Source organism: Kitasatospora sp. NPDC056273, assembly GCF_042268845.1.
Classification (GTDB): domain Bacteria; phylum Actinomycetota; class Actinomycetes; order Streptomycetales; family Streptomycetaceae; genus Kitasatospora.
Map to the genome: position 1 here is coordinate 92,767 of NZ_JBHJSJ010000005.1, position 21,827 is coordinate 114,593.

A 21,827-nucleotide genomic window follows, 5' to 3' on the forward strand; every position below is an offset into this window, starting at 1 on the left:
CCCCGGGCGCGCCCGTGGGGGCGGAACGAGAGCGGCCGGTGCGCGGTGTCCGCTCGCCGCTCCTGCGTCGGTACGGACCCGGGCCGAGGAGCACAACCCCGGCGGAGGCGGGGCCTACGCTCCTTGGTCATGCGCAGAACACATCCGCGTCGCGCCGCGCTCGCCGCGTGTCCGGCCCTCGTCGTCGGTCTGCTCCTCTCCGCCGCCCCTGCCGCTCGGGCCGACGGACAACTGCCCCTCACGGCCGTCTCCGACAAGCAGACGACGGTCCGGGGGAGCGAGTTCACCGTCACCCTGACGCTCACCAACCCGTACGACACCCCGATCCAGTTCGTCTACCAGAGCGTCCAGGAGACCTACGCCACGAGTCTGGAGACCGGGCTGAAGTTCACCGCGACCGCCTGCGGCACCCAGACCAACGGGTGCAGTGACAACGTCCACGGCGGCATCGCCCGCTACAACGTCCCACTCGCCCCCGGTGCCAGCAGCGCCTTCACGGTGACGTACGCCGTCGCCCCCGATTCGGCCTGCGGTCCCGGCACCCGGATCGACCTCTACTCCTACCTGTACTACGAGTACAAGGGCGGTGAGGCCAACAACTCGGGCATCGTCGGCGTCCCCGGCACCCAGGTCGCCTGCGCCTGACCCGCCCGCCCCGACCGGCCTGCCTGACCGGCCTGGTCACCCGCCTGGTCCGCCTGACCCGAATGACCCGCCTGACCCGAATGGTCCGACCGGCCCACCGGTGTCATCGGCGGAGCACCACAGGCGCGCACCGTCCTCTCCGGCGCAGACGCCCACCGCGCACCCCCCGTTCACCCGTCAGGTGCCGGCCTCCCCCGTGCCGGCACCTGACGGGCCGTTCGCGTTTCCCGTGGTCGGCCGCGGGGAGCGGCGGTCGGAGCCCGGCGGCGCGCGGGTGTCCGAACCGCCGGGACGGTGCGTCGGGTTGACGCCGGACGGTGCTCTCCGGGCCGTCCGGCCGGGCCCCGACCGGGATGGAAAGGCCGTTGGCCGCAGGGGGATCGCCGGGGCGAACGGATGTTCCCGGAGTTTGCGGGGAGATGGGGGCGGACCGGGCAAGATTCACCCTATCGGGGGGTAGTGAGCCTTCGTTCGGGCTCCGTCGGGTCCTGATGATCTAGGGTTCCGGGTGGGCCGCCGGGAGACGGTGGTCGCCTTCTCGCCTAAATCGCCAACGCCCCCACCGATAAACGGATCTGATGATCCGTCATGGCATGCGTCAGGGCGGGCCGCTGTGCCCCTGGACGTGTGACCCGATCACAGGAATGGAGAGCCCTGCCGATGACCGTGGACACGAGCCCGGAGGCAGTGCAGGCCAAGCAGCAGAGCCTTGCGACGGCTGCTGCCCGGAACCTTGCCACCACGACCAAGTCCGCACCGCAGATGCAGGAGATCACCTCCCGCTGGCTGCTCAAGGTGCTCCCCTGGGTCCAGGCGGCCGGTGGCGCCTACCGCGTCAACCGTCGGCTCACCTACGCCGTGGGCAACGGGGTGGTGGAGTTCATCAAGACCGGCTCCCAGGTCCGGGTGATCCCGGCCGAGCTGGGCGAGCTGGCCCTGCTGCGCGGCTACGAGGACGAGGACGTCCTCACCGCCCTGGCCGACCGCTGCCAGCAGCGGGACTTCGGCCCCGGCGAGGTGCTCACCACCCAGGGCGAGGCCGCCGACAAGATCTTCCTGATCGCGCACGGCAAGATCAACAAGATCGGCACCGGCAAGTACGGCGACGACACCGTGGTCGGCGTGGCCGGCGACGGCGACCGCTTCGGCGACGACGCGCTGCTGAACCCGGACGCCGTCTGGGAGTTCACGGCCAAGACCGCCACCTCCGGTGTCGCCCTGACGCTGACCCGGGCGGACTTCGCCGCCATCCGGGACAACGCGCCCAGCCTCCAGGAGCACCTCCAGGGCTTCCTGGCCCTGCCGCTCCAGGCGCAGAACGAGCGCGGCGAGGCCGAGATCGCCATGTCGGCCGGCCACCACGGCGAGTACGAGCTGCCCGGCGCCTTCGTGGACTACGAGCTCAAGCCGCGCGAGTACGAGCTGAGCGTCGCGCAGACCGTCCTGAAGGTCCACACCCGCGTCGCGGACCTGTACAACCAGCCGATGAACCAGACCGAGCACCAGCTGCGGCTGACGATCGAGGCCCTGCGCGAGCGCCAGGAGCACGAGATCGTCAACAACCCGGAGTTCGGCCTGCTCAACAACGCCGACTTCGACCAGCGCATCCAGACCCACTCCGGCCCGCCCACCCCGGACGACCTGGACGAGCTGCTCAACCGCCGCCGCGACCCCGACTACCTGCTCGCCCACCCGCGGACCATCGCCGCGATCGGCCGGGAGTTCAACGCCCGCGGGCTGTACCCCACCCACGTCGACCTCGGCGGGCAGCAGGTGCCGGCCTGGCGCGGGGTGCCGATCCTGCCGTGCAACAAGATCCCGATCACCAAGGAGAACACCAGCTCGATCCTGGTGATCCGTACCGGTGAGGACAACCAAGGCGTCATCGGCCTGCACCAGACCGGCCTCCCGGATGAGTACCAGCCCTCGCTGTCGGTCCGCTTCATGGGCATCGACGAGAAGGCGATCATCTCGTACCTGGTCAGCGCCTACTACTCGGCCGCCATCCTGGTGCCGGACGCGGTCGGCGTGCTGGAGAACGTGGAGATCGCGCACCGCCGCAGCTGAGCGCGCAGAACGGTGAGCGCGGGCCGTTACCGGTCGGCTCGATGATCGTTTGACCTGATGACGGACGGCCCGCCCCCTGAAGGCGGGCCGTCCGCCTGACCGTGTCTGATCACTTCTGGTCGTACCCGATGGAACTTCCGTCGGGAACGCGACCGTACTCGACCTTTCCGCCCGTTCCGTCCGTTCTGCCCGTTCCCTCGCGGCCGGTCGGCCCGAGCCCGTTCCGTCCTCCCCGGACGATCCGAGAGGTGTGTGGAGCCCATGCCCCAGCGTCGGCAGATCTGCCGGATACCGTCCGGCGTCGCTGGGGGTGCGGCCCCCGGGCGGCGGGTACGGCTGATCGGCGCGGCGGCCGGCGTGGTCGCGATCTGCGCGCTGGTCGGCGGTGCGACCGCGTCCGGCGCCGGGCATCCCGGGGGGTACCCGCACGGCCCGGTGGTGGACGTCTGCGTGTGCGACGAGACCGACCTCTCGATGTCGGTGCGGCCGGGCGGACAGGTGACCGTCGGCGTGGACGTGGACGTGGACGTCCAGGTCGGCGCCGCGCCGGGCGTCGGCCCGGGGCACCACGGGCCCAAGCCCCCGCACGGGCACCACCCCTGCCGCACACCCAAGCCCGCCCCGAAGCCCACCGCGCCGCACTTCCCGTCGCCGTCCGTCTCGGCGCCGTCCTTGTCCTCGCCGCCCTTCTCCTCGCCCTCGCGTCCGGCGGGGCTGCGGAGCGAGCCCGGACGGCCGGTCGAGGGGCAGGGTGGCCCCGGGCAGCTCGGGCCGGGCCACGACGACGGCGACGACGACGAGTACGACGACGGGTACGGCGACGACGAGTACGGCGACCACGGCTGGCACCACCATCACCATCACCACCACCATCCGTGCCCGAGCCCCAGTCCGAGCCCGAAGCCCACACCGAGCCCGACGCCGACCCTCACCCACACGCCCAGCCCGACGCCCACTCCGACGCCGACACCGACCCGGACTCCGACCCGCACCCCCACACCGACCGCCACGCCGTCGCCGACTCCGAGCCCCACGCCGAGTCCGAGCGCGACTCCGAGCCCCACGCCGAGCCCGAGCGCGAGCCCGAGTCCGAGCCCCACGCCGAGTCCGAGCGCGAGCCCAAGTCCGAGCCCGAGTCCGAGTCCGAGCCCTACCGCCACGTCGTCGCCGACCTCACCGTCCCCCAGTCCGACGCCGTCCCCCAGCCCGTCGCCCGCGTCGCCCGCACCTTCGGCGTCCCCGGCTCCTTCGGTCCCGCCCTCCGTGCCGCCGTCGGCACCCGCACCGGGGCCCTCCCCGGCCGCCCCCGCGCCGGCGACCCCGGCCCCGGCGGCGCCCGCCCCCGTACAGGCCCCGCCGCTCCCCGTTCCGGCGGCTCCCGCGCCCGCGGTCCCGAGCCCGGCCGCGCCCGGTCCGGCGGCCCCCAGCCCCGCGGCCTCGCCGAGTTCGGCCCGTCCGAGCCCGCTGTGGCCGACCCCGTCGGCGCAGCCGGTGTTCCACGCCCCCAGGGCGAAGCCCGCGCCCATGGCCCGGCAGCACCAGGGCACCTCGATGACCACCATGCTGCTGGTGATCATGGTCCCCGGTGTGCTCGCGGCGGCGGCCCTGCGCCCGGGCCGTGGTGGCCGAGGACGCGGCGGCCGTTCGGGCCCGTCCTGACCGTCCCCTGACGGCCCGCCGACCGGTTCCCGGTCGGCGGGGGCCCGCCCTACCGCGCGGTCCCGAACCGAACCGAACCCGAGCGGGCCGAAGCGGTCGGGGGCCGCCCCCTTGAGCTTTCCGTTCCGTCACAAGCCAAGCCAGAGAAGGGAGTTCCCATGTCCGAGTGGGTGGCGTTGATCATCGCCATGGCGTCGGCCTGTGCCGTCGTGATGGCGGTGGTGGTGCTGAGGCAGCGCCGACCGATCGAGGAGAGTGCCGACGAGACCCCGGATGTCATCGAGTACATCACGATGATGATCGGGGTGGTCTACGCGATCGTCCTCGGTCTCGCCATCGCGGGTGTCTGGGAGGCGCGCGGCGCCGCCCAGGACGACCTGTTCCGCGAGGCGCAGTCGCTGCGCGAGATCAGCGACCGTGCGGTGATCTACCCGGCGGAGTTCCGCGACCAGGTCCGGGCCGACGTGGACACCTACGTCTCGTACGTGGTGAACACCGAGTGGTCCTACATGCAGGAGACCGGTGGCATCACCGAGAAGGGCGACCAGCTGCTCCAGAAGCTCCAGAACGACATCGCCACCCGCTCGCCCGCCTCCGACCTGGAGTCGCAGGGCTACCAGCCGATCATGGACCGGGTCAGCCAGGCGTCCGAGTCCCGCAACTCGCGCGGACAGAACGCCGGGCCGACGATGCCCGGGGTGGTCTGGTTCGGCCTGATCGGGGGTGCGGTGGTGACCGTCGGCATGCTCTTCGCGCTCCAGATCCGGCGCACGCCGAGGGAGTTGACCCTGGCGCTCTGCTTCAGCGTGCTGATCGCCTTCCTGCTGTTCATGATCTGGGACTTCGACAACCCCTTCTCCCGGAGCGTCTCGGTGACCACCCAGCCGTTCGAGGACCTCTTCCCCTCGCTCAACCTCGGCGGCTGAGCCGGTCTCCGGCCGCTGCTCGCCGGTCGCGGGCCGCTGCTTGCGGGCCGCCGGCCGCCGGGCGGATCCGGGCAGATGATCTTCGGATAATCTTGCCCGGATCGTCGGGGGTCGGCCCCCGGCGGAGAGAACGAGGAGATCGTCAGCAGTGTCCGACCCGACGCCGGATCTCGGCGCCCACTTCCCGCCGGCCCGCCCGGAGCGCGCCTGGTGGTGGCTGCCCGCCTCGGAACGGCTCCGGCGGAAGAAGCAGCGCCGGGCCTGGGAGGACTACCGGGAGCGCTACCGCAAGGAGGACCACGCCAAGGCCCAGCGGCGCAAGCGCGCCCGGGACGAGGGCGCGGACTGCTGCGTCGACGGCTGCTGCGAGTTCGCCGACCCCTGCCTGATCGCCCTGATCCCGGTGATGATGGCCTCCGGTGTCCGGTTCGCCCTCACCGGGGCGCGCGGTCGCCGGGCGGCCGATCCGTCCGCCCCCGCCCCGCGCGGGTTCGCGGCCGGGGTGCTGTACGGCGCGGTGCGCTACTACCGCGCCGAGGTCAGCCCCCGCCGTCCGGCCTGCTGCCCGTACACGCCGTCCTGCTCGACCTACGCGGTGCGGGCGCTGCACCGGCACGGTGCGCTGCGCGGGGCCCGGCTGACCGCCGGGCGGCTGCTGCGCTGCCGCCCGGGCGCGGGCGGGGCGGACCCGGTGCCGCCGCGCTGAGCCGCGGCTGGCCGGGTCGCGACGGCCGAGCCCCGGACGGGAAGACCGCGGATGGCCCGCGCGGAGTCTCCGCGCGGGCCATCGTTGTTCCTGACAAAGCGTCAGCGAAGGCTGCTGTCCATCGAGTTGAGCATGGTGCCGGAGGCGTCGTCGTTCTCCAGGGAGAAGGCGAACAGCCCGCCCAGGCCCTTGGCCTTGGCGTAGGCCCCGCGCGCCTGGACGGCCTGCGGGGTGTCACCGGTCCAGAAGTTGGTGCCGTCGTAGACCCAGCTGCTCTCGGTGACCGGGTCCCAGTGGGTCTGGGCCGCGGTCGGGTTGAGCTCCTTCCAGGCGGCCAGGCCGGCCTCCTGGCTCAGCGGCTTCTTCGCCGTCGGGCCGGTCGCGCTCTGGTACAGGCCGTAGTTGGAGCCGGCCGGGACGCCGGTCCAGCCGCGCCAGTAGAACGGGATGCCCAGCACGATCTTGTTCGCGGGGAAGCCGCCGGGGATGCCGTACTCGGGCAGGCCGGTGGTGTACGCGGCGAGCGTGGTGTCCACGTTGTACTTGCGGGTGCCCGGGGTGATCGGCGTGGTCGGGTCGGCCGGGCTGTCGTGCAGCGGGTCCTGGTGGTTGGTCGGGCCGGTGGCGTCCCACGCGCCGTGCATGTCGTAGGACATCACGTCGGCGTAGTCCAGGTAGGCGCCGATCTTGTCGGTCTCCAGCTGGGCGACCTTGTCCTGGCCGCTGGGCAGTGCGGCGGTCAGCAGGTAGCGCTTGCCCTGGGCGGCGCCGAGGGCGTCCAGCTGGGTACGGAACTCCTTGAGCAGCAGGGTGTAGTTCTGCTTGTCGGCCGCGGAGTAGTGGTTGCCGGTGTGGCCGCCGGCCGAGCCCGGGTACTCCCAGTCGAGGTCGACGCCGTCGAAGAGGCCCGCCGCCGAGGCCGCGCCGCCGGAGGCGTCACCGGCCACGCCGGTCGGCAGGTTCCCCTTGAGGAACATGTCGACGCACGAGGAGACGAAGGCCTTGCGGGAGGAGTCGGTGGCCGCCGCGTCGGAGAAGTACTTGGAGTACGTCCAGCCGCCGATCGAGATGGTGAACCGCAGGTTCGGGTACTTGGCCTTCAGCTGGCGCAGCTGGTTGAAGTTGCCCTTGAGCGGCTGCTCCCAGGTGTCGCTGCTGCCGTCCACGCTGGTGGCGGAGCTGTAGTCGGCCTGGTAGTCGGCGTAGGCGTCGCCCGCGCCGTCACCGGCGTTCGGGTTGGACTCGTTGGCCGAGTCGGAGGCCTTCACCGCCTGGAAGCAGGTGAACTTCGTCGGGTCGATGTTGGCGAACGCGTAGTGGACGACGTCCAGCTTGCCCGCCGCGCCGCTGGTGTCGACGTTCTTGGCGTTGTACGCGTTCTCGTAGACGCCCCACTGGTCGAAGTAGGCGGAGCGGATCTGCTGCTGGGCGGGGGCGGCCGCGGTGGTGGTGCTCACCGGCGCGGACTGGGCGGAGGCGTGGCTGCCGGAGTAGCCCTGGACGCTGAAGGTGTAGCTCCTGCCCGGCAGCAGCGAGCTGACCGCGACGGAGGTGCCCATCGAGGTGGCGACCAGCTGGCCGTTGGACCACACCTTGTAGGCGACCGGGCCGTCGCCGCTGGTGAGGGTGGACGGCTGCCAGGTGAGCACCACCGCGTTGGAGGTGGTCCTGGTGACCGCGAAGCCGGTCGGGGTGGTGACCTTGCCGTCCCCGGCCGGGCCGCTCGCGGTGGCCGTCGGGGTCGGGGTGGTGGTCGTGGGGGTGCCCGTGGGGCTGCCGGTCGCCGTCGGGCTCCCGGTGGGGCTGCCGGTGGCGGTGGGGCTCGCGGTGGCCGTCGGGCTGGCCGTGGCGGTCGGGCTGCCGGTGGCCGTCGGGCTGGTGGACGAGGTGGGGCCGGCCGGGCCGGTCAGCGTGAGGTCGTCCGCGTAGTAGGTGCCGGTGCCGTACCAGCCGTGGGTGAAGACCGTGACGGAGGTGGTGGTGGCGCCGGTGGTGAAGGTGGTGCTCAGCTGGTTCCAGCCGGTCGCGCCCGGCGTCCAGGCCGAGGAGTTGACGCCGGTGCCGGTGGCGCCCAGGTAGACGTAGCTGCCCTGCACCCAGCCGGCCAGGGTGTACGTGGTGTTCGGCTGGACGGTGACGGTCTGCTGGCACTGCGCGGTGTCGCCGGCCGAGGCGGCGCCGGCGAGCGCGCGGCTCCCGCCGTGCACCGGGGTGGTGACGACCGAGCCGTTGGAGCAGGTCCAGCCGGCCAGGGTGCCGGTCTCGAAGTCGCCGTTGGCCAGCAGGTTGACCGGGGCGGCCGAGGCGGAACCGAAGGTGAGGGCGATGGCGGCGCCGCTGGTGGTCAGCGTGGCGGCCAGGGCCAGTGCGGTGGCTCTTCTGCGCTGGGCGGCCCGGCGGTCGGCGCGCTCCCCGGCGGGGTGGGCGGGCCGTGCGGGCGTGACGCGGTCGTGCATGCGGTGGGTCCTCCGGATGTGTGGGGGGTTCCGGCGGTGCGGTGGCCCGGGACGGGCCGAGGGGAGCCGGCCCGGGCGCGGTGGGGGCGCGCGGGCTGGTGACGCGTGCTGACGAGCGGTGTGCTGACGAGCGGAGTGCGGACGCGACGGGCGGCCGACCCGTGCACGTCACGACTGAACAGATTGGACTGGACCAATATTCGCCGTCAAGGGTGTCCGCCCGCTGGACCGTTCCCTGCCGGGTCGGCGGCGGCCCGGTAGGTTGGCCGGTACGAGCAGGCCCGTCGAACGGAGGACGCGCGATGGACAGCCAGGACTGGGACGACCGCTACGCCGCGAGCGAGCTGGTGTGGGGTGCCGCGCCCAACCGGTGGGTGGTCCGCGAACTGGCCGGGCGCACTCCCGGCCACGCGCTGGACCTGGCCGCCGGAGAGGGCCGCAACGCGATCTGGCTGGCCGCCCAGGGCTGGGAGGTCACCGGACTGGACTTCTCCGCCGTCGCCCTGGAGCGCGCCGAACGGCTCACCGCCGAGCTGCCCGACGAGGTCGCCGACCGGCTCACCTGGCGCCACGGCGACGCCCGCGCCTACGAGGCCCCCGCCGCCGGCTACGACCTCGTCCTGGTCGCCTACCTGCAGATCCCCGCCGCGGAGCGCCGGGCCGCGCTGCGCCGCGCCGCCGACGCGCTCAGCCCCGGCGGCACCCTGCTGGTCATCGGGCACGACCTGAGCAACCTCACCGAGGGGGTCGGCGGCCCGCAGGACCCGGCCGTGCTCTTCACCCCGGAGGACGTCCTGGCGGACCTCGCCGACCGCGGGCTGCGCACCGTCCGGGCCGAGCGGGTGCGCCGGACGGTCGGCGGCGAGCCGGGCCACAAGGGCGCTGCGGGCGCTGCGGGCGCCGAGAGCGCCGAGAGCGCCGGGAGTGGCGAGAGCGCCGAGGGCGCCGAGGCGAACGGGGGCGGCCAGGGCGGCCGGGTCGCGGTGGACGCGCTGGTGCGGCTGGAGCGGAGCGGCGGATGACGGGCGGGGGCGCCGGCGGGGCCTGCCGGACGGCTGCGCCCTGATCCGCCTGGCGGCGTACGACAACTGACGAATCGTCAACTAGCTTGTGGGGCATGAGGACTCGCATGCTCCCGGCGGTCTTGGCTGCCGTCGTGCTCCTGGCCGGCTGCGGCGGCTCGGGCTCCGGTTCCGAGGAGGAGCCGGCGCCCGGACCGACGGGTGCGCCGTCGGCCGGCGGGTCGTCGACCGGCGCGGCCCCGACCGGCGCGGCCCCGAGCGGCACCTTCCCGAGTGGGGCCGAGCGCCGCGCCGACGGTGCCCGGCTGCTCTACCGCGCCGGGGGCGGCCACAGCGCGCAGAACCCGGCCTTCGCCCCGGACGGCCGCTCGGTGCTGCTGACCGAGTTCAGCGGGGGCTACAACAAGGGCGCCGCCGCCCTCGGCGTCCTGCCGCTGGACGGCGGCGCGCCGCGTACGGTGTTGGAGGATCCCGACAAGGCGGCCGTCAACCTCCCCGGCAGCAGCTGGAACGCCGCCGCCGACGCCTTCGCCTTCGCCACCGACCGGGAGTCCGGGCACGACGAGGTCTGGCTGATGAAGCCGGGCGGCGCCCCCGAGCGGGTGACCAGCCACGCCGACGGCAGCGGTTACAGCGAACCGAGCTTCTCCCCGGACGGCGAGTGGATCGTCTTCCAGCAGAGCTGGGAGCCGGAGCACGCCGCGGTGCACGGCGACGCGGCCGAGCAGGACTCGCTCTGGAAGGTCCGCCGCAGCGGCGGCGCGCCCGTCCTGCTGGTGGACGGCCGGGGCACCGGATCCGACAACCGGCAGCCGAACTGGTCCCCGAAGGGCGACCGGATCGTCTTCCAGCGGCGGAGCGCGGGCCGCGAGGACTGGTCGCTGTGGACGGTGGACGCGGACGGCGGCGGACTGCGGCGGGTCACCGACGCGCCGGGCGAGCACACCGACCCGAGCTGGTCCCCGGACGGCCGCTTCCTGGTCTTCTCCTCCAACCTCGGCGACCTGCCGAACGCCCAGGTCTTCGTGGTGGACGCGGGCGGCGGCACTCCCGTCCGGGTGACCCGCGACGACACCGCCTACGACGGCGCGCCGAGCTGGTCCCCGGACGGGCAGTGGATCGCCTTCGAGTCCGCCCCGGGCGGCGAGGCCAACCCCGCCGCCCTCTGGCGCATCCAGGCCCCTGGAAACGGCTAGCCGACAGTGATCGTCACCACCGAGTACTGGGCGACGGTCAGCGGCACGCTGACCGTCGCGCCGGTGACGGTGTACGGGACGGCCTTGGGCGCCGGGTCGGTGCCGTCCGGGCTCGCGACGGTGACGGCGGTGACGCCCGCCCCGGCCGGGAGGGCGTAGGAGAGCGTGCAGTTGGCGGGTGCGCTGCGGAACGCCGCCGGGGTGTCGCCGAAGTTGGTGAAGTTCACCAGGTGGACGACGGTGTCGGCGCCGAGCCGCCGGGCGTCCAGGAAGATCCGGCGGTCCCCGGCGAAGGTGACCGCCGGCGGGGCGGCCTGCTGGACGGCGGTGAGCAGCTGGTCCGCCGAGGCCTGGTCGGTCTTGGTGAGGTAGCTCAGCCCGGGCAGTGCCTTGACGTACCAACAGCTTCCGCTGCCGTAGGAGTTCCGCTTGCCGGTGGGAAGCGGGTCGGCCTTGCGCAGGCCGAGCACGTCGGAGAGCGCGAACTCGGTGCGCTGGCCGCCGAGTTCGTCCAGCGCGGTGGGTGCCGGTCCGGTGATCACGATGGTTCCGCCAGCCGAGACGAAGCCGCGCAGCAGCGCCGCCTCGGTGTCCGAGACCGCCTGGAGGTTGGGCAGCAGCAGCACCTTGAACCGGGCCAGGTCGTCGGCGGTCAGGCCGGGGCTGGACACCGTGTCGAACGGGACGTGGGCGTAGACCAGCGCCTTGACGGTTCCCCGGAACTCGCCGAGCCAGGGGAGCGAGGCGCAGCTCATCTGCGGGTCGTCGCCGCCCCACCAGTCGGCGATCCCGGCCGGGGCCTTGGCGTTGACGTACATCCCGTTGCCCTCGCCCGGGGCCACGTAGTCCCGGGACGGCGCCGAGTGGTAGACGCCGACCTGCGCGATCGAGGCCGGGTCGTAGAGCTTCGTCTGGTTGGTGCGCACGAAGCGGTACATCCGGGTGCGCATCGCCGCGTCCACGGTGTCGTTCTTGAACGGGGTCTTCACCTCGTACGGGTTGCAGCCGGCCGCGATCAGCTGGGACATCACCAGCGAGGCGTCGTCGGCCTGCCAGCCGTAGGAGAACGCCCAGGCCGGCTTGGTGCCGCTGGCGGCGCGGGCGTACTTGTACATGGAGATCAGGCAGACCCAGTCGGAGGCGGTGGCGTGCCGCATGCCGTCGTAGTTGCCGAGGATGTCCACCTCCCAGACCTGGCTGACGGCGCCGGGGGCCTGGCGCAGGTAGCCGCCGTCCAGGCCGATCGAGGTGGCGTAGCGGTAGTCCATCGACACGGTCTCGACGAAGGTGACCAGGTCGGGGTTGACCGAGCGGCCCGCGTCGGCGATGTCCAGCTGGAATTGGAGCAGGTTGCGGTGGCGCCACTCGACGTAGCGGCGGAAGGCCGGGTCGGCGAAGTTCGCGGCCGTGGGCAGGGCGAGGCCGGTGTCGGCCTTGAACGCGGCGGCGCCCCAGGTGGAGGCGTCGCACCAGGTCTGCACGCCGTCGAAGTAGATCGGGACGTCCGGCCAGATGCCGTCCACGCCGGTCGCGGCCACGCCCTTGATCCGCTTGAGGTAGTAGTCCCGCCAGGGCGAGTTGGGGCTGAGCCAGACGCTCTCGTCGCCTGGGTCGACCCAGACCACCACGCTGCCGTAGAACACGTTGGGCTTGCCGGCGAGGTCGCGCTGGACCCAGTTCTTGCCCTGGTCGTTCTTGTAGAAGGAGCGGCCCTTCTCACCGCCCGGGGAGATCAGCTCCAGCGACGGGTAGTACATGACGACCTTGAGGCCGGCGGCGTGGGCCAGGCCGGTGAACTGCTTCACCTCGGCCATGTGCGCGGCGAACTGGGCGTCGGTGAGCCAGTCGGAGAGCAGGGTGTCCAGCTCGATGACGCTGACCTCCTGCGCCTTGAGGGCGTCCACGGCGCTCTGCATGTCGGCGGGCTCGTTGAAGGTGCCGTCGGCGATGCGGGCGTAGCGGGCCCAGTCCGGCCAGGTCTGCGCGGCGGTCCCGGGGGCGGCGGCCAGGTGGGAGGTGGGCCACTGGCCCTGGTACTCCGAGTTTCCGTAGTCCTCGGCCGCGGCCGGTGCGGGCGGCGGCCCGGCGGCCCAGGCGGCGCCGCCGTTCAGCAGCCGGACGGTGGCCAGCGCGCCGCCGGCGCCGAGGCCGGCCCGGAGCAGTCTGCGGCGGCCGAGGCGGGATCCCCCCGGGCGTTCCGGGGTGGTGTGCTGTTCGGTTCCTTCGTGCTGCTCGGGCATGGTGGTCCCCCCAGCGTGAGCGGGCCGGCGCGGGTCGGCCTGGCCCGGGAACGGTCGTGAGCACTGCGAGTGGTGAGCACGGTGGATCGTGGGCACTGCGAGTGGTGAGCACGGTGGGTCGTGGCGTACGGCGATCGGTGCGCGGACGGCGCGCCGTGGTTGCCGGCGGCGGTCCCGGGGCCGACCCTAGACCGTGCGCCGCCCCGGTCGTCCGGTCGCGGTCCACGGCTACGCCAGACGTCTGACCGCCGGTTCCCTCAGTGTGCGGACCGTTGTCGGGGTGAGGTCCGGGGGAGTTCGGGGTAGGGGTGCTCGCAGGGCGCCGTCGATGATCATAAATTCTCTACAGTGCTGTAGATTCGCGGCACGGGCGGTGGCAGAACGAGGAGGACGCGATGAGCGTTTCGCTGGCCAAGGGACAGAAGATCAGCCTGGAGAAGCCGGGCGGTGGACAACTGAGCCTGGTCCGGATGGGCCTCGGCTGGAAGGCGGCGGAGCGCAAGGGCTTCTTCGCCAAGCTGCTCGCCGCCGGCCGGGAGATCGACCTGGACGCCTCGGCGGTGCTGTTCGCCCAGGGGCGTCCGGTGGACGTGGTGTTCTTCCAGCACCTCAACAGCAACGACGGCTCGGTCCGGCACAGCGGGGACAACCTGGTCGGCGGCGCGGGCGACGCGACCGACGACGAGTCGATCACGGTCGACCTGACCGCCGTCTCCGCGGAGGTCGACCAGATCGTCTTCACCGTCAACTCCTTCACCGGGCAGACCTTCCAGGAGGTCGAGGCGGCCTTCTGCCGGCTGGTGGACGAGACCACCGGCGTCGAGCTGGCCCGCTACACGCTCACCGCCGGCGGCCCGTACACCGCCCAGGTCATGGCCAAGGTGCAGCGCACGGCCACGGGTTGGCAGATGACCGCGATCGGCCAGCCCGCCAGCGGGCGGACCTTCCAGGACCTGATGCCGGAGCTGGTCAAGCACCTCTGAGCGGCCGGGGCGGGTGCCCGGCGCCGCGGGCGTCAGTGGACGTCGCGGCGCCGGAGCCCGGCCGGGGCCGTTGCGCGCGGGGAGGAATCCGTTGATCGGGGCGGGCCGTGGTTCGGCGAACGCTGGCCGTCGCCCGGCGCTTCCGGGTGGTCGGGGCGGACAACGGCGCGGCCGTGAGGCAGTGACCGGCAGCGCCGGTTGAGCGGGGCGCGGTTCCTCAGGAGGAACCGCGCCCCTTTGCTCACTTCGTCGGGGCGGCCGACGGCGAGAAGGCGGCGCTGGGAGTGGTGCTGGGCGCGCCGCTCGGGGTGTCCGTCGCGGTCGGGGTGGGGGTGGGGCAGCCCGGGAGGGGCGTCGCCGTCGGGGTGCCGGTGGGCGTGGCGGCCGGGGACGGGGAGCCCGTCGGGGTGGGCGTGCCGGTGGGGGTGGCCGTCGGGTCCGGGCAGCTGGTGGGCGTACCGGTCGGGGTACCCGTGGGCGTACCGGTCGGAGTCGTGGTGGGCGTGCCGGTCGGCGTCGCCGTCGGGGAGGCGCCGCCGCTCGGGGTGGTCGTCGGCGTCGCCGACGGCGAGGTCGAACCGCCGGGCGTGGGCGTGGCGGTGGCGCTCGGGGTCGTCGTCGGCTGGGGGCTCGGCGACTGGTCCGGCGTCGGCGTGACCGGTGCGGGCGGCTGCGGCTCCGTGGTGGGCGTGCCGCCGGTGCCCGTGCCCGAACCGCCGGTGGGCAGGCCCGGGAGGTACGGCGAGGGCAGCGGGGCGGGCGGCACCGGGGAGCCCGGACGGTTCGGGACGGTGGTCACCGTGCCGCTGCCGTAGTGCGCCATCCAGTTGCGCACCGTCCGCAGGTACTCGCCGGAGTTGTTGTAGCTGAGTATCGCCCGGTCGAGCTGCGCCGGGTCGGCGAGGTCGCGTCCGCCCGCGCACAGGTAGCGGCCGGCGCTCTCGGCGGCGTCGAAGATGTTGTTCGGGTCGGCCTTGCCGTCGCCGTTGGCGTCCACGCCCCAGGAGGCCCAGGTGGAGGGGATGAACTGCATCGGCCCGACGGCGCGGTCCCAGCGGGCGTCGCCGTCGTAGCGGCCGCCGTCGCTGTCGGGTATCGCGGCGAAGCCGTTGCCGTCCAGGGCCGGGCCGAGGATCGGCGTCAGCGTCGTGCCGGCGGCGTCCACCTGGCCGCCGTTGGCCTGGCCGGACTCGACCTGGCCGATCGCGGCGAGCAGCTGCCAGGGCAGGTGGCAGCCCGGCGAGCGCTGCGCCAGCGAGGCCTCGGCCTGCCGGTAGGCGGCGAGCACGGTGGCGGGCAGCGCGGGGCCGGTGGCCGCGAACGGGCCGGCCGAGGGCAGGCCGGGCAGGGTGCCGGGAGGCTGCGGGAGCTGGACGGTGCCGCCGCCGTCGGCCGGCACGCCGGTGCCGAAGGTGCCGGGGAGGTCCGTCGAGGGGCCGCCGCCGGGCAGGTAGCGGCCGGCGCCCTGATCGGCGGCGCCGTTCGCCGGACCGGCGTCGGCGACCGCGGCCGGGGCGAGCCCGATGCCCGTCACCTGAGAGCCGGTCAGCGCGGCCAGCGCGGCGAAGGCCGCCGCCGTCCCCGTGACCCGCTTGCCTATCCGGACCTTCCGCCCGTCCTTGGCCTTGCCGATCCGCACCGTCATCCGCTACCCCTCCCCGTTGCCGTCCGGACCCTTCCGGAACGGTTGAGCTGTCGTCATCGTGCCCGTCCAGCCGAGGACCGGGCCCGCCGCCGCCACGATTAGTATCACGACGATCTGACAGGGACAGGGTGACCGGGAGGCGGACCGGAGCCCTCCGAGGGGTTAACTCGGCACCTCAGCGGGGGTGCGGCCGGGCACCGTGCCGTCCGGCCGCCTGCGCCGCCTACCGCCTCCCGACCGCGACCCGGCGGCAACTCCCCTTCCGGTACGGAGAGTTGACTGTGAGGCCAACACCGGTGGGACGGGCGCTCCCGGGCGCCGGACCGGCGGTTCGGGGCACGGGGGTGGTGCGTCCGCGGCGTTTCGGGCCCCCCGGCGCCGCCCGCTGCCGCCCCTGCTGACCTGCTGGAACGTCGGAGGGCGTCGGTGGCGCCACTACCAGGAAGGACGTCGGGACGCCAGGGCGCGACCCCGACTCGGCCCTGGACGGGTGACGTTCTGGTGAAAATGGGCATGCCAGGAATGACTGCCCGGCATGCTGTGCCGCGTGATGATGCGGATGGAGGTCCAGACCGTGAGCCCGAACCTGCCGGAGACCCTCGCCGAGGGGACGGTCGTCCTGCCGGCTCCCCCTCGGGTGGTGGACGACCTGGCCCGTGACCTGACCCAGGCCGCCGCGGCCGTCCGGGCGGTGTCGCGCACCCGCCGCTCCGGTGGGGACGTCGCGGTCGCCGCGTACACCGCCGTGGTGTGCACCGGGCGGTCCCCCGCCGGCGTCCTGGAGGAGGCCGCCGCCTGGTGCCGGCAGGCTCCCGAGGCCGAGGTGCACTCGCTGGCCTGGGCGCGGGTGCCGGGACACCGCGAGGACGTCCACGAGTACCGCGTCACCATGGCCGTCAGCTTCCCCGACGACGAGACCGGCGAGCACGTCGGGGACACCCACCACGCCTACCGCTGACGCCGTATCATCGCCCTCATGACCGAGGGGGGTACGAACGAGATGACGAAGGACCCGACCGCCGACCCGGACGGCACGGCCGCGAGGGAGCACGCCGACGGCCCGCGGGAGCTCTCACGGGCCGCCGCCGTCGTGGTCACCCTGCTCGCGGCGCTGTTCGGCGCCGCGGTCCTGCTGGCCGTGTTCCACTGGCTGGGGTGGGGCGTCCCGTGGGTCGGCTGGATCGTCGCCAAGGCCGGGATCAAGCTCGCCGTCGGAGGGTTCGCCGGGCTGGCCGTCGGCTTCGCCTGGCTCCGGGGCAGACTGCGGGCGCGGCCCCGGAACTGACCGGCGGCCGGTCTCAACCGGCCTGCGGGGAGGGGCAGGTGAGGTCGCGCCCCGGTGCGGTGCCGTCCAGCAGGTAGCGCTCGACCACTGCGCTGACGCAGGTGTTGGACGTGGGGTACTGGCCGTGGTCGCCGCTCCCGGCGACGGTGACCAGCCTGGAGCCGCGCAGCGCGCGGTGGGCGCCGAGCGCCGCCTCGTAGTAGGTCGCCGGATCGTGCACCGAGTTGAGCATCAGCGTGGTCGGCAGGTGGGCGCCCGTCACCGTGACCTTGGGCGCCGGGGCGACCGGCCAGGCGGCGCAGACCGCGCTGAAGGCGAGCGTCCGGGCCCCGGCCAGCGGCCAGCGGGCGGTGTTCTCGGCGCCGCGCTCGATCCAGCTGCCCAGGTCCCTGGTCCACGGGGTGTCGTTGCAGGTCACCGCGAAGTACTCGGCGAGGAACTCCGGGCTGAGGTAGCTGTTGAAGGCCTTCGCGGCCGCCGCCCTGGTCGCCGGAGCGGCGCCCTGCCAGTTGTCGACGGTGGCCAGGATCCCGGCCAGGTCGGGGAAGTTGGCCGCCCGGTAGATCGCCGACATGGTGAGGCTGTCCAGCTGGTTCGGGCCGATCGTCACCGGGCCCTCGACGATGGGGGAGTCGTGCAGCGCGGCCCGCCGCTGCTCCCAGTGCGCCCGCACCTGCTCCGGCGTGGCGCCCCAGTGGTAGGTGGCGTCCCGGGCCGCGAGCCAGGGCACGAAGTCCTCGTCGAAGCGGCGCTGGAAGCTCATCGGCTGGCCCAGCTCGAACGTCTCCCAGGTGCCGTCGAAGCCGATGTTGCTGTCCAGCACCATCCGTTCGACCCGGTGCGGGAAGAGTGTCCCGTAGTAGGCGCCGATCATGGAGGCGTAGGACGGGCCGTAGTAGCTGAGCCTGCGCTCGCCGAGCAGGCCGCGGAACAGGTCGATGTCGTGGGCCGTCTGCTCGGTGGTCAGGTAGGGGAGGAGGTCCCCGCTGCGCTCCTGGCAACCGGCGACCAGCTTCTTCGAGTTGGCGATGACCCGGTCGATGGCTGCCGGGGACTGGTCGCGGTAGTCGCCGGCCAGGAACTCCTGGAACTCCTCCGGGGTCTGGCAGACCGCCTTGGTGCTCTCGCCGACCCCGCGCTGGTCGAAGCCGACGACGTCGTACGCGGCGCCGAGCGCCGGGGCGGCGCCGGCCAGCCCGGCCGGGCGCAGCAGGCCGGAGCCGCCGGGCCCGCCGGCCGCCATCAGCAGGGTGCCCTTGCGCTTGGCCGGGTCGGTGGCGCGGTGCCGGGAGACGGCGATGGTCAGGTCGGCCCCGACGCCGGGGTGGTGCCAGTCGCGCGGGGCGGTCATGGCGGCGCAGTCCAGCGCGGGCTGCTGGGCGCAGGGCTGCCAGTTCAGGCTCTGGTGGGTGTACCGGGCGGGCGCCGGGTCGGCGTCGCCCGGGTCGCGGCCGGTGGCGGCCCCCGCGGTGGCGGGCGCCGCCAGGCCGGCCAGCACGGCGGCGGCGACGGCCAGCACGGCACGGCGGCTGCGCCGGGCGCGCCGCGGGGCGGTCTCGGCGGGCCGACTCCCGGCCTTGCTCCGGGTCTGGTTCTGGTTCTGGGCCGGGGTCTTGGTCACGGTCTTGGTCACAGGAACGATCATGTCCGGCCCCGGCCTGACGATCGATCACCCCCACTGCCGTCTTCGGGGTGGTGCTGAGTACACCCCCGCCGGGGCGGGGGTGCCAGGGCCTCGGGTGGTCAGGTGGATGGGCAGGTGGTCAGTAGGCGGCGGTGAAGCGGGACCGGTGGTGGGCGGGCCGCTCGGTCTCGTCGAGGAGTGCGACGGCGAGGTCCTCCATGGAGATCGCCGAGGTGCCGTCGGCGTCGACCAGCAGCTCGTCGCGGCCGGTCCGGAACCGGCCGGTGCGCACGCCGGGCTCCAGCAGCGCGGCCGGGCTCAGGTACGTCCAGTCGGTGTCCGGGCCGGCGGCGCGGTAGAGGTCGAGCTGCTCGCCGCAGGCCAGGGCGATGGGCCGGATCGCGTCGGGGAAGCCGGGGCTTTCGACCAGGGTGGTCCCGCCGCCGCCCGGGACGAGCAGGCTGCCCGCGCCGCCGACGGCCAGCAGCCGCACGCCGGTGCCGGCGATCCCGGCCAGCAGGCCCTTGGTGGCGATGGCCAGCTCGTGCTCGCTGCCGGGCACCGGGCGGGTGGCGGTGACCACCACGTCCTGTCCGGCCGCGATCCGGGCGACGTCCTCGGGCGCCCGGGCGTCGCCGACGACCAGGGTGACGGCGGACGGCAGGTCGTGCGGCTTCGCCGGGTCCCGTACGACGGCGGTGGTGTGGTGGCCGCGGGACAGGGCCTCGGCCACGACCCGGCGGCCGACGTTGCCGGTGGCGCCGAACACGGTGATGCGCATGGGGTACTCCCTGGAGGTGGTGGGAAAGGGGTGGGAAGGGTGGGGTGGGGCGGGGTCAGACGTTCTCGCGGACGGGCCGCGGGGCGGCCGTCGGCCCGGCTGAGGGTGCGGACTCCGGTGCGGTGCGCGGCCGTTGGACCTGGGCGGCGAGCAGCGAGCCGAGCACGACCAGGGCGCCGAGCGCCTGGAGCGGGCTGAGGTCCTGGCCGAGCGCCAGCCAGCCGAGCAGGGTGGCGACCACTGGGCTGAGCAGGGCGAGGAAGGAGACCGAGGTCGGCGGCAGCGCGCGGAGCCCGCGGAACCAGAGCACGTAGGTGACGGCCGCGCCGATCAGGCAGAGGTAGGTGTAGCCGAGCACGTTGGCAAGGCTGTAGTGGGACGGTGGGGCGCCCTCGGTGAGGAGCGTGACCGGCACCAGCAGCAGTCCGCCGGCGGTGAGCTGCCAGCCGGTGGTGGCGAGCATCGGCGCGGGGGAGGCCCAGCGCTTGGAGAGGACGATGCCGGCGGCCATCACCACGGCACCGCCGAGCGCGGCGGCCACCCCGACCGCGTCCGGCTCGGCGTCGGCCCGCAGCACCAGCAGGCTGACGCCGGCGACGCCCGCGATCCCGGCCAGCACGGTGCGCAGGGTGAGCCGGTCGCCGAGGACCAGGGCCGAGAGCCCGGCGGTGACCAGGGGTTGGACGGCGCCGACGGTGGCGGCGATGCCACCGGGCAGACGGTAGGCGGCGATGAACAGCAGCGCCTGGAACACCCCGATGTTCAGCGCGCCGAGGATCAGCGAGCGCCACCACCAACTGCCCTGCGGCAGACGGCGGGTGAGGGCGATCAGGAGGAGTCCGGCGGGCAGGCAGCGGATGACGGCGGCGAGCAGCGGGCGCCCGGGCGGCAGGAGTTCGGTGGTGACCAGGTAGGTCGTGCCCCAGACCGCCGGGGCGAGGGCCGTCACCAGGACGAGGGCGAGGCGATTTCTTAGCACTAAGGCAATGTATCTCAGCGCTAAGGCATTCTTCACCGCATCGAGCGAGTGACGTGGCTCACAGTTACCTCAGCGCTAAGGAATGTGGTCGGGATCGCCTACCCTGAACCCGTGGCAGATCATGTGGACCGCGTCGTCGCGCAATGGGGCACCGAGCGCCCCGACCTGGACGTCTCCCCGATGGAGGTGTTCGGCCGACTCAAACGCCTCTACCGGCTGGTGGACACGGCGCTCAACCGCACCTTCGCCGAGCACGGGCTGGACGCCGCCTCCTTCGACGTCCTCGCCACCCTCAGGCGCAGCGGCCCGCCCTACCGCCTCACCCCCACCGGCCTGATGCGGTCCGCGATGGTCACCTCCGGCGCCATCACCCAGCGGCTGGACCGGCTGGAGGCCCGCGGACTGGTCACCCGCGCCCGCAGCGACCAGGACGGCCGCAGCCGCGAGGTCGCCCTCACCCCCGAGGGCCGGGACCTGATCGACCGCGCGCTGCCCGACCACCTCGCCACCGAGTACCGCATGCTGGCGGGCCTCGACGAGGCGCAGCGGACGGCGCTCGTCGAGGTGATGCGCACCCTGCTGGCGGACCTCGGGGACAGCCCGGAGTAGTGCCCCGGTCGGGGTTTGGCTCCCAGGCGGGCCCCGCGGGCGCGATCGTGACCCCCGTCCACGACCCCGCCCGCGGGGCCCGCTCCGGCAGGAGCAGGTCCCGGCGGGCCCGCGCTACGGCCGGACCGCCACCGCCTTGAAGAAGGTGTAGTGGAACGTCCCGCCCGGCTCGGCCGCGCGGCGCAGCTCCGCGATGCCCCGGTCGAAGGCCTCCGGGGTGCTCAGTCCGGCTTCCAGCGCCTCCGCCCGGACGGCCTCGACCATCGCGACGAAGGTCCGGCGGGTGAAGCCCTCCACCAGGGCGGGCCGGGCGTCGTCGGCGTAGACCGTGCGCGGGCGGACCGTCACCCGCGCGAACCCGGCCTCCGTCAGCAGCGGGTGGAGGCGGCGGCCGAGCAGGCCGTCGCCGCCCGCCCGGGCCTGCAGCCGGACCAGGTGGTCGACAGTGCGGCGGGCCGCCGGGGTCTCCGGGTGGAAGAGTGCCGAGCCGTGGTCGCCCTCGATCACGGTGATCGTCCCGCCCGGCCGCAGCACCCGGCGCAGCGCCGCCAGCCCGGCGGCGGGGTCGGCCAGGTGCTCCAGCACGAAGCAGAGGAAGACGTGGTCGAAGGAGCCGTCCGGGAACGGCAGTCGGTGGAGGTCGCCGTGGTGCCAGGTGACGTCCGCGGCGGGTGCCTGCGCGGCCACCCGGGAGCGGGCCTGGGCCAGCGAGTCCGCCGAGAGGTCGGCCGCCGTCAGCCGCACGCCAGGGCTGGCGGCCAGCAGGTGCACGGTCTGCGCCCCCACCCCGCAGCCGGCCTCCAGCACCCGGCTGCCCGCGGGGTAGGCCGTGCCCGCGTGCAGCAGTTCGGCGAGGGTGTCGGCCTGGTCGCCGAGGCGCCGGGCCTCGGTCTCCGAGTAGCCGTGGACGTAGTCGGGGCCGTGGTCGGGGCCGTGGTCGAGCCCGTGCTCCGGCGCCGCCGCGTTCGCGGGCGCCGTCGTTTCCGTGGTCATGGCCCCACCCT

18 protein-coding genes are annotated in these 21,827 nt (G+C 73.9%); 10 read left to right on the top strand and 8 right to left on the bottom strand.

Features of this window, described 5'->3' with window-relative positions; translation table 11 throughout:
• The first annotated feature begins 129 nt into the window (after positions 1–129).
• Complete coding sequence (locus ACFCY1_RS06365) at positions 130–645, top strand: hypothetical protein (protein WP_063780349.1); 516 nt, start codon at positions 130–132, stop codon at positions 643–645.
• A gap of 660 nt (positions 646–1,305) precedes the next feature.
• Positions 1,306–2,712 carry a family 2B encapsulin nanocompartment shell protein gene (locus ACFCY1_RS06370; RefSeq protein WP_074004908.1) on the top strand — a complete coding sequence of 469 codons (1,407 nt, stop codon included), beginning with the start codon at positions 1,306–1,308 and terminating at the stop codon, positions 2,710–2,712.
• A gap of 860 nt (positions 2,713–3,572) precedes the next feature.
• Here ACFCY1_RS06370 and ACFCY1_RS06375 read toward each other — a convergent pair.
• Positions 3,573–4,289, bottom strand: a complete 717-nt coding sequence (locus tag ACFCY1_RS06375) for a hypothetical protein (RefSeq protein ID WP_375873739.1) — start codon at positions 4,287–4,289, stop codon at positions 3,573–3,575.
• A gap of 240 nt (positions 4,290–4,529) precedes the next feature.
• On the opposite strand from ACFCY1_RS06375, the gene ACFCY1_RS06380 reads away from it, so the two are divergent.
• Together ACFCY1_RS06380 and yidD are read left to right on the top strand one after the other, a co-directional pair.
• Entirely contained in the window at positions 4,530–5,297 is a 768-nt protein-coding gene (locus ACFCY1_RS06380) for a DUF4239 domain-containing protein (RefSeq protein ID WP_049660896.1), read from the top strand.
• A 148-nt stretch (positions 5,298–5,445) separates the two neighbouring features.
• Entirely contained in the window at positions 5,446–6,003 is a 558-nt protein-coding gene (gene yidD / locus ACFCY1_RS06385; RefSeq protein WP_259317003.1) for a membrane protein insertion efficiency factor YidD, read from the top strand.
• Between the two features lie 101 nt (positions 6,004–6,104).
• On the opposite strand, the gene ACFCY1_RS06390 is transcribed toward yidD, so the two are convergent.
• The gene (locus tag ACFCY1_RS06390; protein ID WP_375873740.1) at positions 6,105–8,459 is read right to left on the bottom strand and encodes a glycosyl hydrolase family 18 protein; all 2,355 of its coding nucleotides are present in this window, start codon (positions 8,457–8,459) and stop codon (positions 6,105–6,107) included.
• A 302-nt stretch (positions 8,460–8,761) separates the two neighbouring features.
• Here ACFCY1_RS06390 and ACFCY1_RS06395 point away from each other — a divergent pair, with 302 nt between their 5' ends.
• A complete protein-coding gene (locus ACFCY1_RS06395) occupies positions 8,762–9,481 on the top strand; it encodes a class I SAM-dependent methyltransferase (protein WP_375873741.1) in 720 nt (239 codons plus the stop codon).
• Positions 9,482–9,576: 95 nt separating this feature from the next.
• Positions 9,577–10,677, top strand: a complete 1,101-nt coding sequence (locus tag ACFCY1_RS06400) for a hypothetical protein (RefSeq protein ID WP_375873742.1) — start codon at positions 9,577–9,579, stop codon at positions 10,675–10,677.
• On the opposite strand, the gene ACFCY1_RS06405 is transcribed toward ACFCY1_RS06400, so the two are convergent.
• Entirely contained in the window at positions 10,674–12,917 is a 2,244-nt protein-coding gene (locus ACFCY1_RS06405) for a hypothetical protein (RefSeq protein WP_375873743.1), read from the bottom strand. The genes ACFCY1_RS06400 and ACFCY1_RS06405 overlap by 4 nt on opposite strands.
• A gap of 395 nt (positions 12,918–13,312) precedes the next feature.
• On the opposite strand from ACFCY1_RS06405, the gene ACFCY1_RS06410 reads away from it, so the two are divergent.
• Positions 13,313–13,900, top strand: coding sequence for a TerD family protein (locus ACFCY1_RS06410; RefSeq protein WP_049656177.1), 588 nt, complete (start codon positions 13,313–13,315; stop codon positions 13,898–13,900).
• 241 nt (positions 13,901–14,141) lie between these two features.
• On the opposite strand, the gene ACFCY1_RS06415 is transcribed toward ACFCY1_RS06410, so the two are convergent.
• Positions 14,142–15,545, bottom strand: a complete 1,404-nt coding sequence (locus tag ACFCY1_RS06415; RefSeq protein ID WP_117492968.1) for a lytic transglycosylase domain-containing protein — start codon at positions 15,543–15,545, stop codon at positions 14,142–14,144.
• A gap of 547 nt (positions 15,546–16,092) precedes the next feature.
• Here ACFCY1_RS06415 and ACFCY1_RS06420 point away from each other — a divergent pair.
• Positions 16,093–16,503 carry a hypothetical protein gene (locus ACFCY1_RS06420; RefSeq protein ID WP_143204668.1) on the top strand — a complete coding sequence of 137 codons (411 nt, stop codon included), beginning with the start codon at positions 16,093–16,095 and terminating at the stop codon, positions 16,501–16,503.
• A gap of 18 nt (positions 16,504–16,521) precedes the next feature.
• On the top strand, positions 16,522–16,830 hold the full coding sequence (locus ACFCY1_RS06425; protein WP_375873744.1) for a hypothetical protein: 309 nt from the start codon (positions 16,522–16,524) through the stop codon (positions 16,828–16,830).
• A gap of 13 nt (positions 16,831–16,843) precedes the next feature.
• On the opposite strand, the gene ACFCY1_RS06430 is transcribed toward ACFCY1_RS06425, so the two are convergent.
• The 3 genes from ACFCY1_RS06430 to ACFCY1_RS06440 all read right to left on the bottom strand — a co-directional run bounded on the left by ACFCY1_RS06430 (position 16,844) and on the right by ACFCY1_RS06440 (position 20,214).
• Positions 16,844–18,463 (bottom strand): alpha/beta hydrolase, encoded by a 1,620-nt coding sequence (locus ACFCY1_RS06430; protein WP_375873745.1) that lies wholly within the window; start codon positions 18,461–18,463, stop codon positions 16,844–16,846.
• Positions 18,464–18,593: 130 nt separating this feature from the next.
• The gene (locus ACFCY1_RS06435; RefSeq protein ID WP_375873746.1) at positions 18,594–19,235 is read right to left on the bottom strand and encodes an NAD(P)-dependent oxidoreductase; all 642 of its coding nucleotides are present in this window, start codon (positions 19,233–19,235) and stop codon (positions 18,594–18,596) included.
• A 55-nt stretch (positions 19,236–19,290) separates the two neighbouring features.
• Entirely contained in the window at positions 19,291–20,214 is a 924-nt protein-coding gene (locus tag ACFCY1_RS06440; protein ID WP_375873747.1) for an EamA family transporter, read from the bottom strand.
• Between the two features lie 111 nt (positions 20,215–20,325).
• Between ACFCY1_RS06440 and ACFCY1_RS06445 the strand changes: the two genes are divergently transcribed.
• Positions 20,326–20,823 carry a MarR family winged helix-turn-helix transcriptional regulator gene (locus tag ACFCY1_RS06445; protein ID WP_375873748.1) on the top strand — a complete coding sequence of 166 codons (498 nt, stop codon included), beginning with the start codon at positions 20,326–20,328 and terminating at the stop codon, positions 20,821–20,823.
• A gap of 114 nt (positions 20,824–20,937) precedes the next feature.
• Here ACFCY1_RS06445 and ACFCY1_RS06450 read toward each other — a convergent pair whose 3' ends face one another.
• On the bottom strand, positions 20,938–21,816 hold the full coding sequence (locus ACFCY1_RS06450) for a methyltransferase domain-containing protein (protein WP_375873749.1): 879 nt from the start codon (positions 21,814–21,816) through the stop codon (positions 20,938–20,940).
• Positions 21,817–21,827: the final 11 nt, after the last annotated feature.

Excerpts from the sequence above, each read along its gene's own strand:
- ACFCY1_RS06365 (WP_063780349.1), top strand. The coding sequence starts at position 130 with ATGCGCAGAACACATCCGCGTCGCGCCGCGCTCGCCGCGTGTCCGGCC.
- ACFCY1_RS06425 (WP_375873744.1), top strand. The coding sequence starts at position 16,522 with ATGACCGAGGGGGGTACGAACGAGATGACGAAGGACCCGACCGCCGAC.
- ACFCY1_RS06375 (WP_375873739.1), bottom strand. The coding sequence starts at position 4,289 with ATGATCACCAGCAGCATGGTGGTCATCGAGGTGCCCTGGTGCTGCCGG.
- ACFCY1_RS06370 (WP_074004908.1), top strand. The coding sequence starts at position 1,306 with ATGACCGTGGACACGAGCCCGGAGGCAGTGCAGGCCAAGCAGCAGAGC.
- ACFCY1_RS06450 (WP_375873749.1), bottom strand. The coding sequence starts at position 21,816 with ATGACCACGGAAACGACGGCGCCCGCGAACGCGGCGGCGCCGGAGCAC.
- ACFCY1_RS06410 (WP_049656177.1), top strand. The coding sequence starts at position 13,313 with ATGAGCGTTTCGCTGGCCAAGGGACAGAAGATCAGCCTGGAGAAGCCG.
- ACFCY1_RS06395 (WP_375873741.1), top strand. The coding sequence starts at position 8,762 with ATGGACAGCCAGGACTGGGACGACCGCTACGCCGCGAGCGAGCTGGTG.
- ACFCY1_RS06400 (WP_375873742.1), top strand. The coding sequence starts at position 9,577 with ATGAGGACTCGCATGCTCCCGGCGGTCTTGGCTGCCGTCGTGCTCCTG.
- ACFCY1_RS06415 (WP_117492968.1), bottom strand. The coding sequence starts at position 15,545 with ATGACGGTGCGGATCGGCAAGGCCAAGGACGGGCGGAAGGTCCGGATA.
- ACFCY1_RS06405 (WP_375873743.1), bottom strand. The coding sequence starts at position 12,917 with ATGCCCGAGCAGCACGAAGGAACCGAACAGCACACCACCCCGGAACGC.
- ACFCY1_RS06380 (WP_049660896.1), top strand. The coding sequence starts at position 4,530 with ATGTCCGAGTGGGTGGCGTTGATCATCGCCATGGCGTCGGCCTGTGCC.
- ACFCY1_RS06390 (WP_375873740.1), bottom strand. The coding sequence starts at position 8,459 with ATGCACGACCGCGTCACGCCCGCACGGCCCGCCCACCCCGCCGGGGAG.
- ACFCY1_RS06435 (WP_375873746.1), bottom strand. The coding sequence starts at position 19,235 with ATGCGCATCACCGTGTTCGGCGCCACCGGCAACGTCGGCCGCCGGGTC.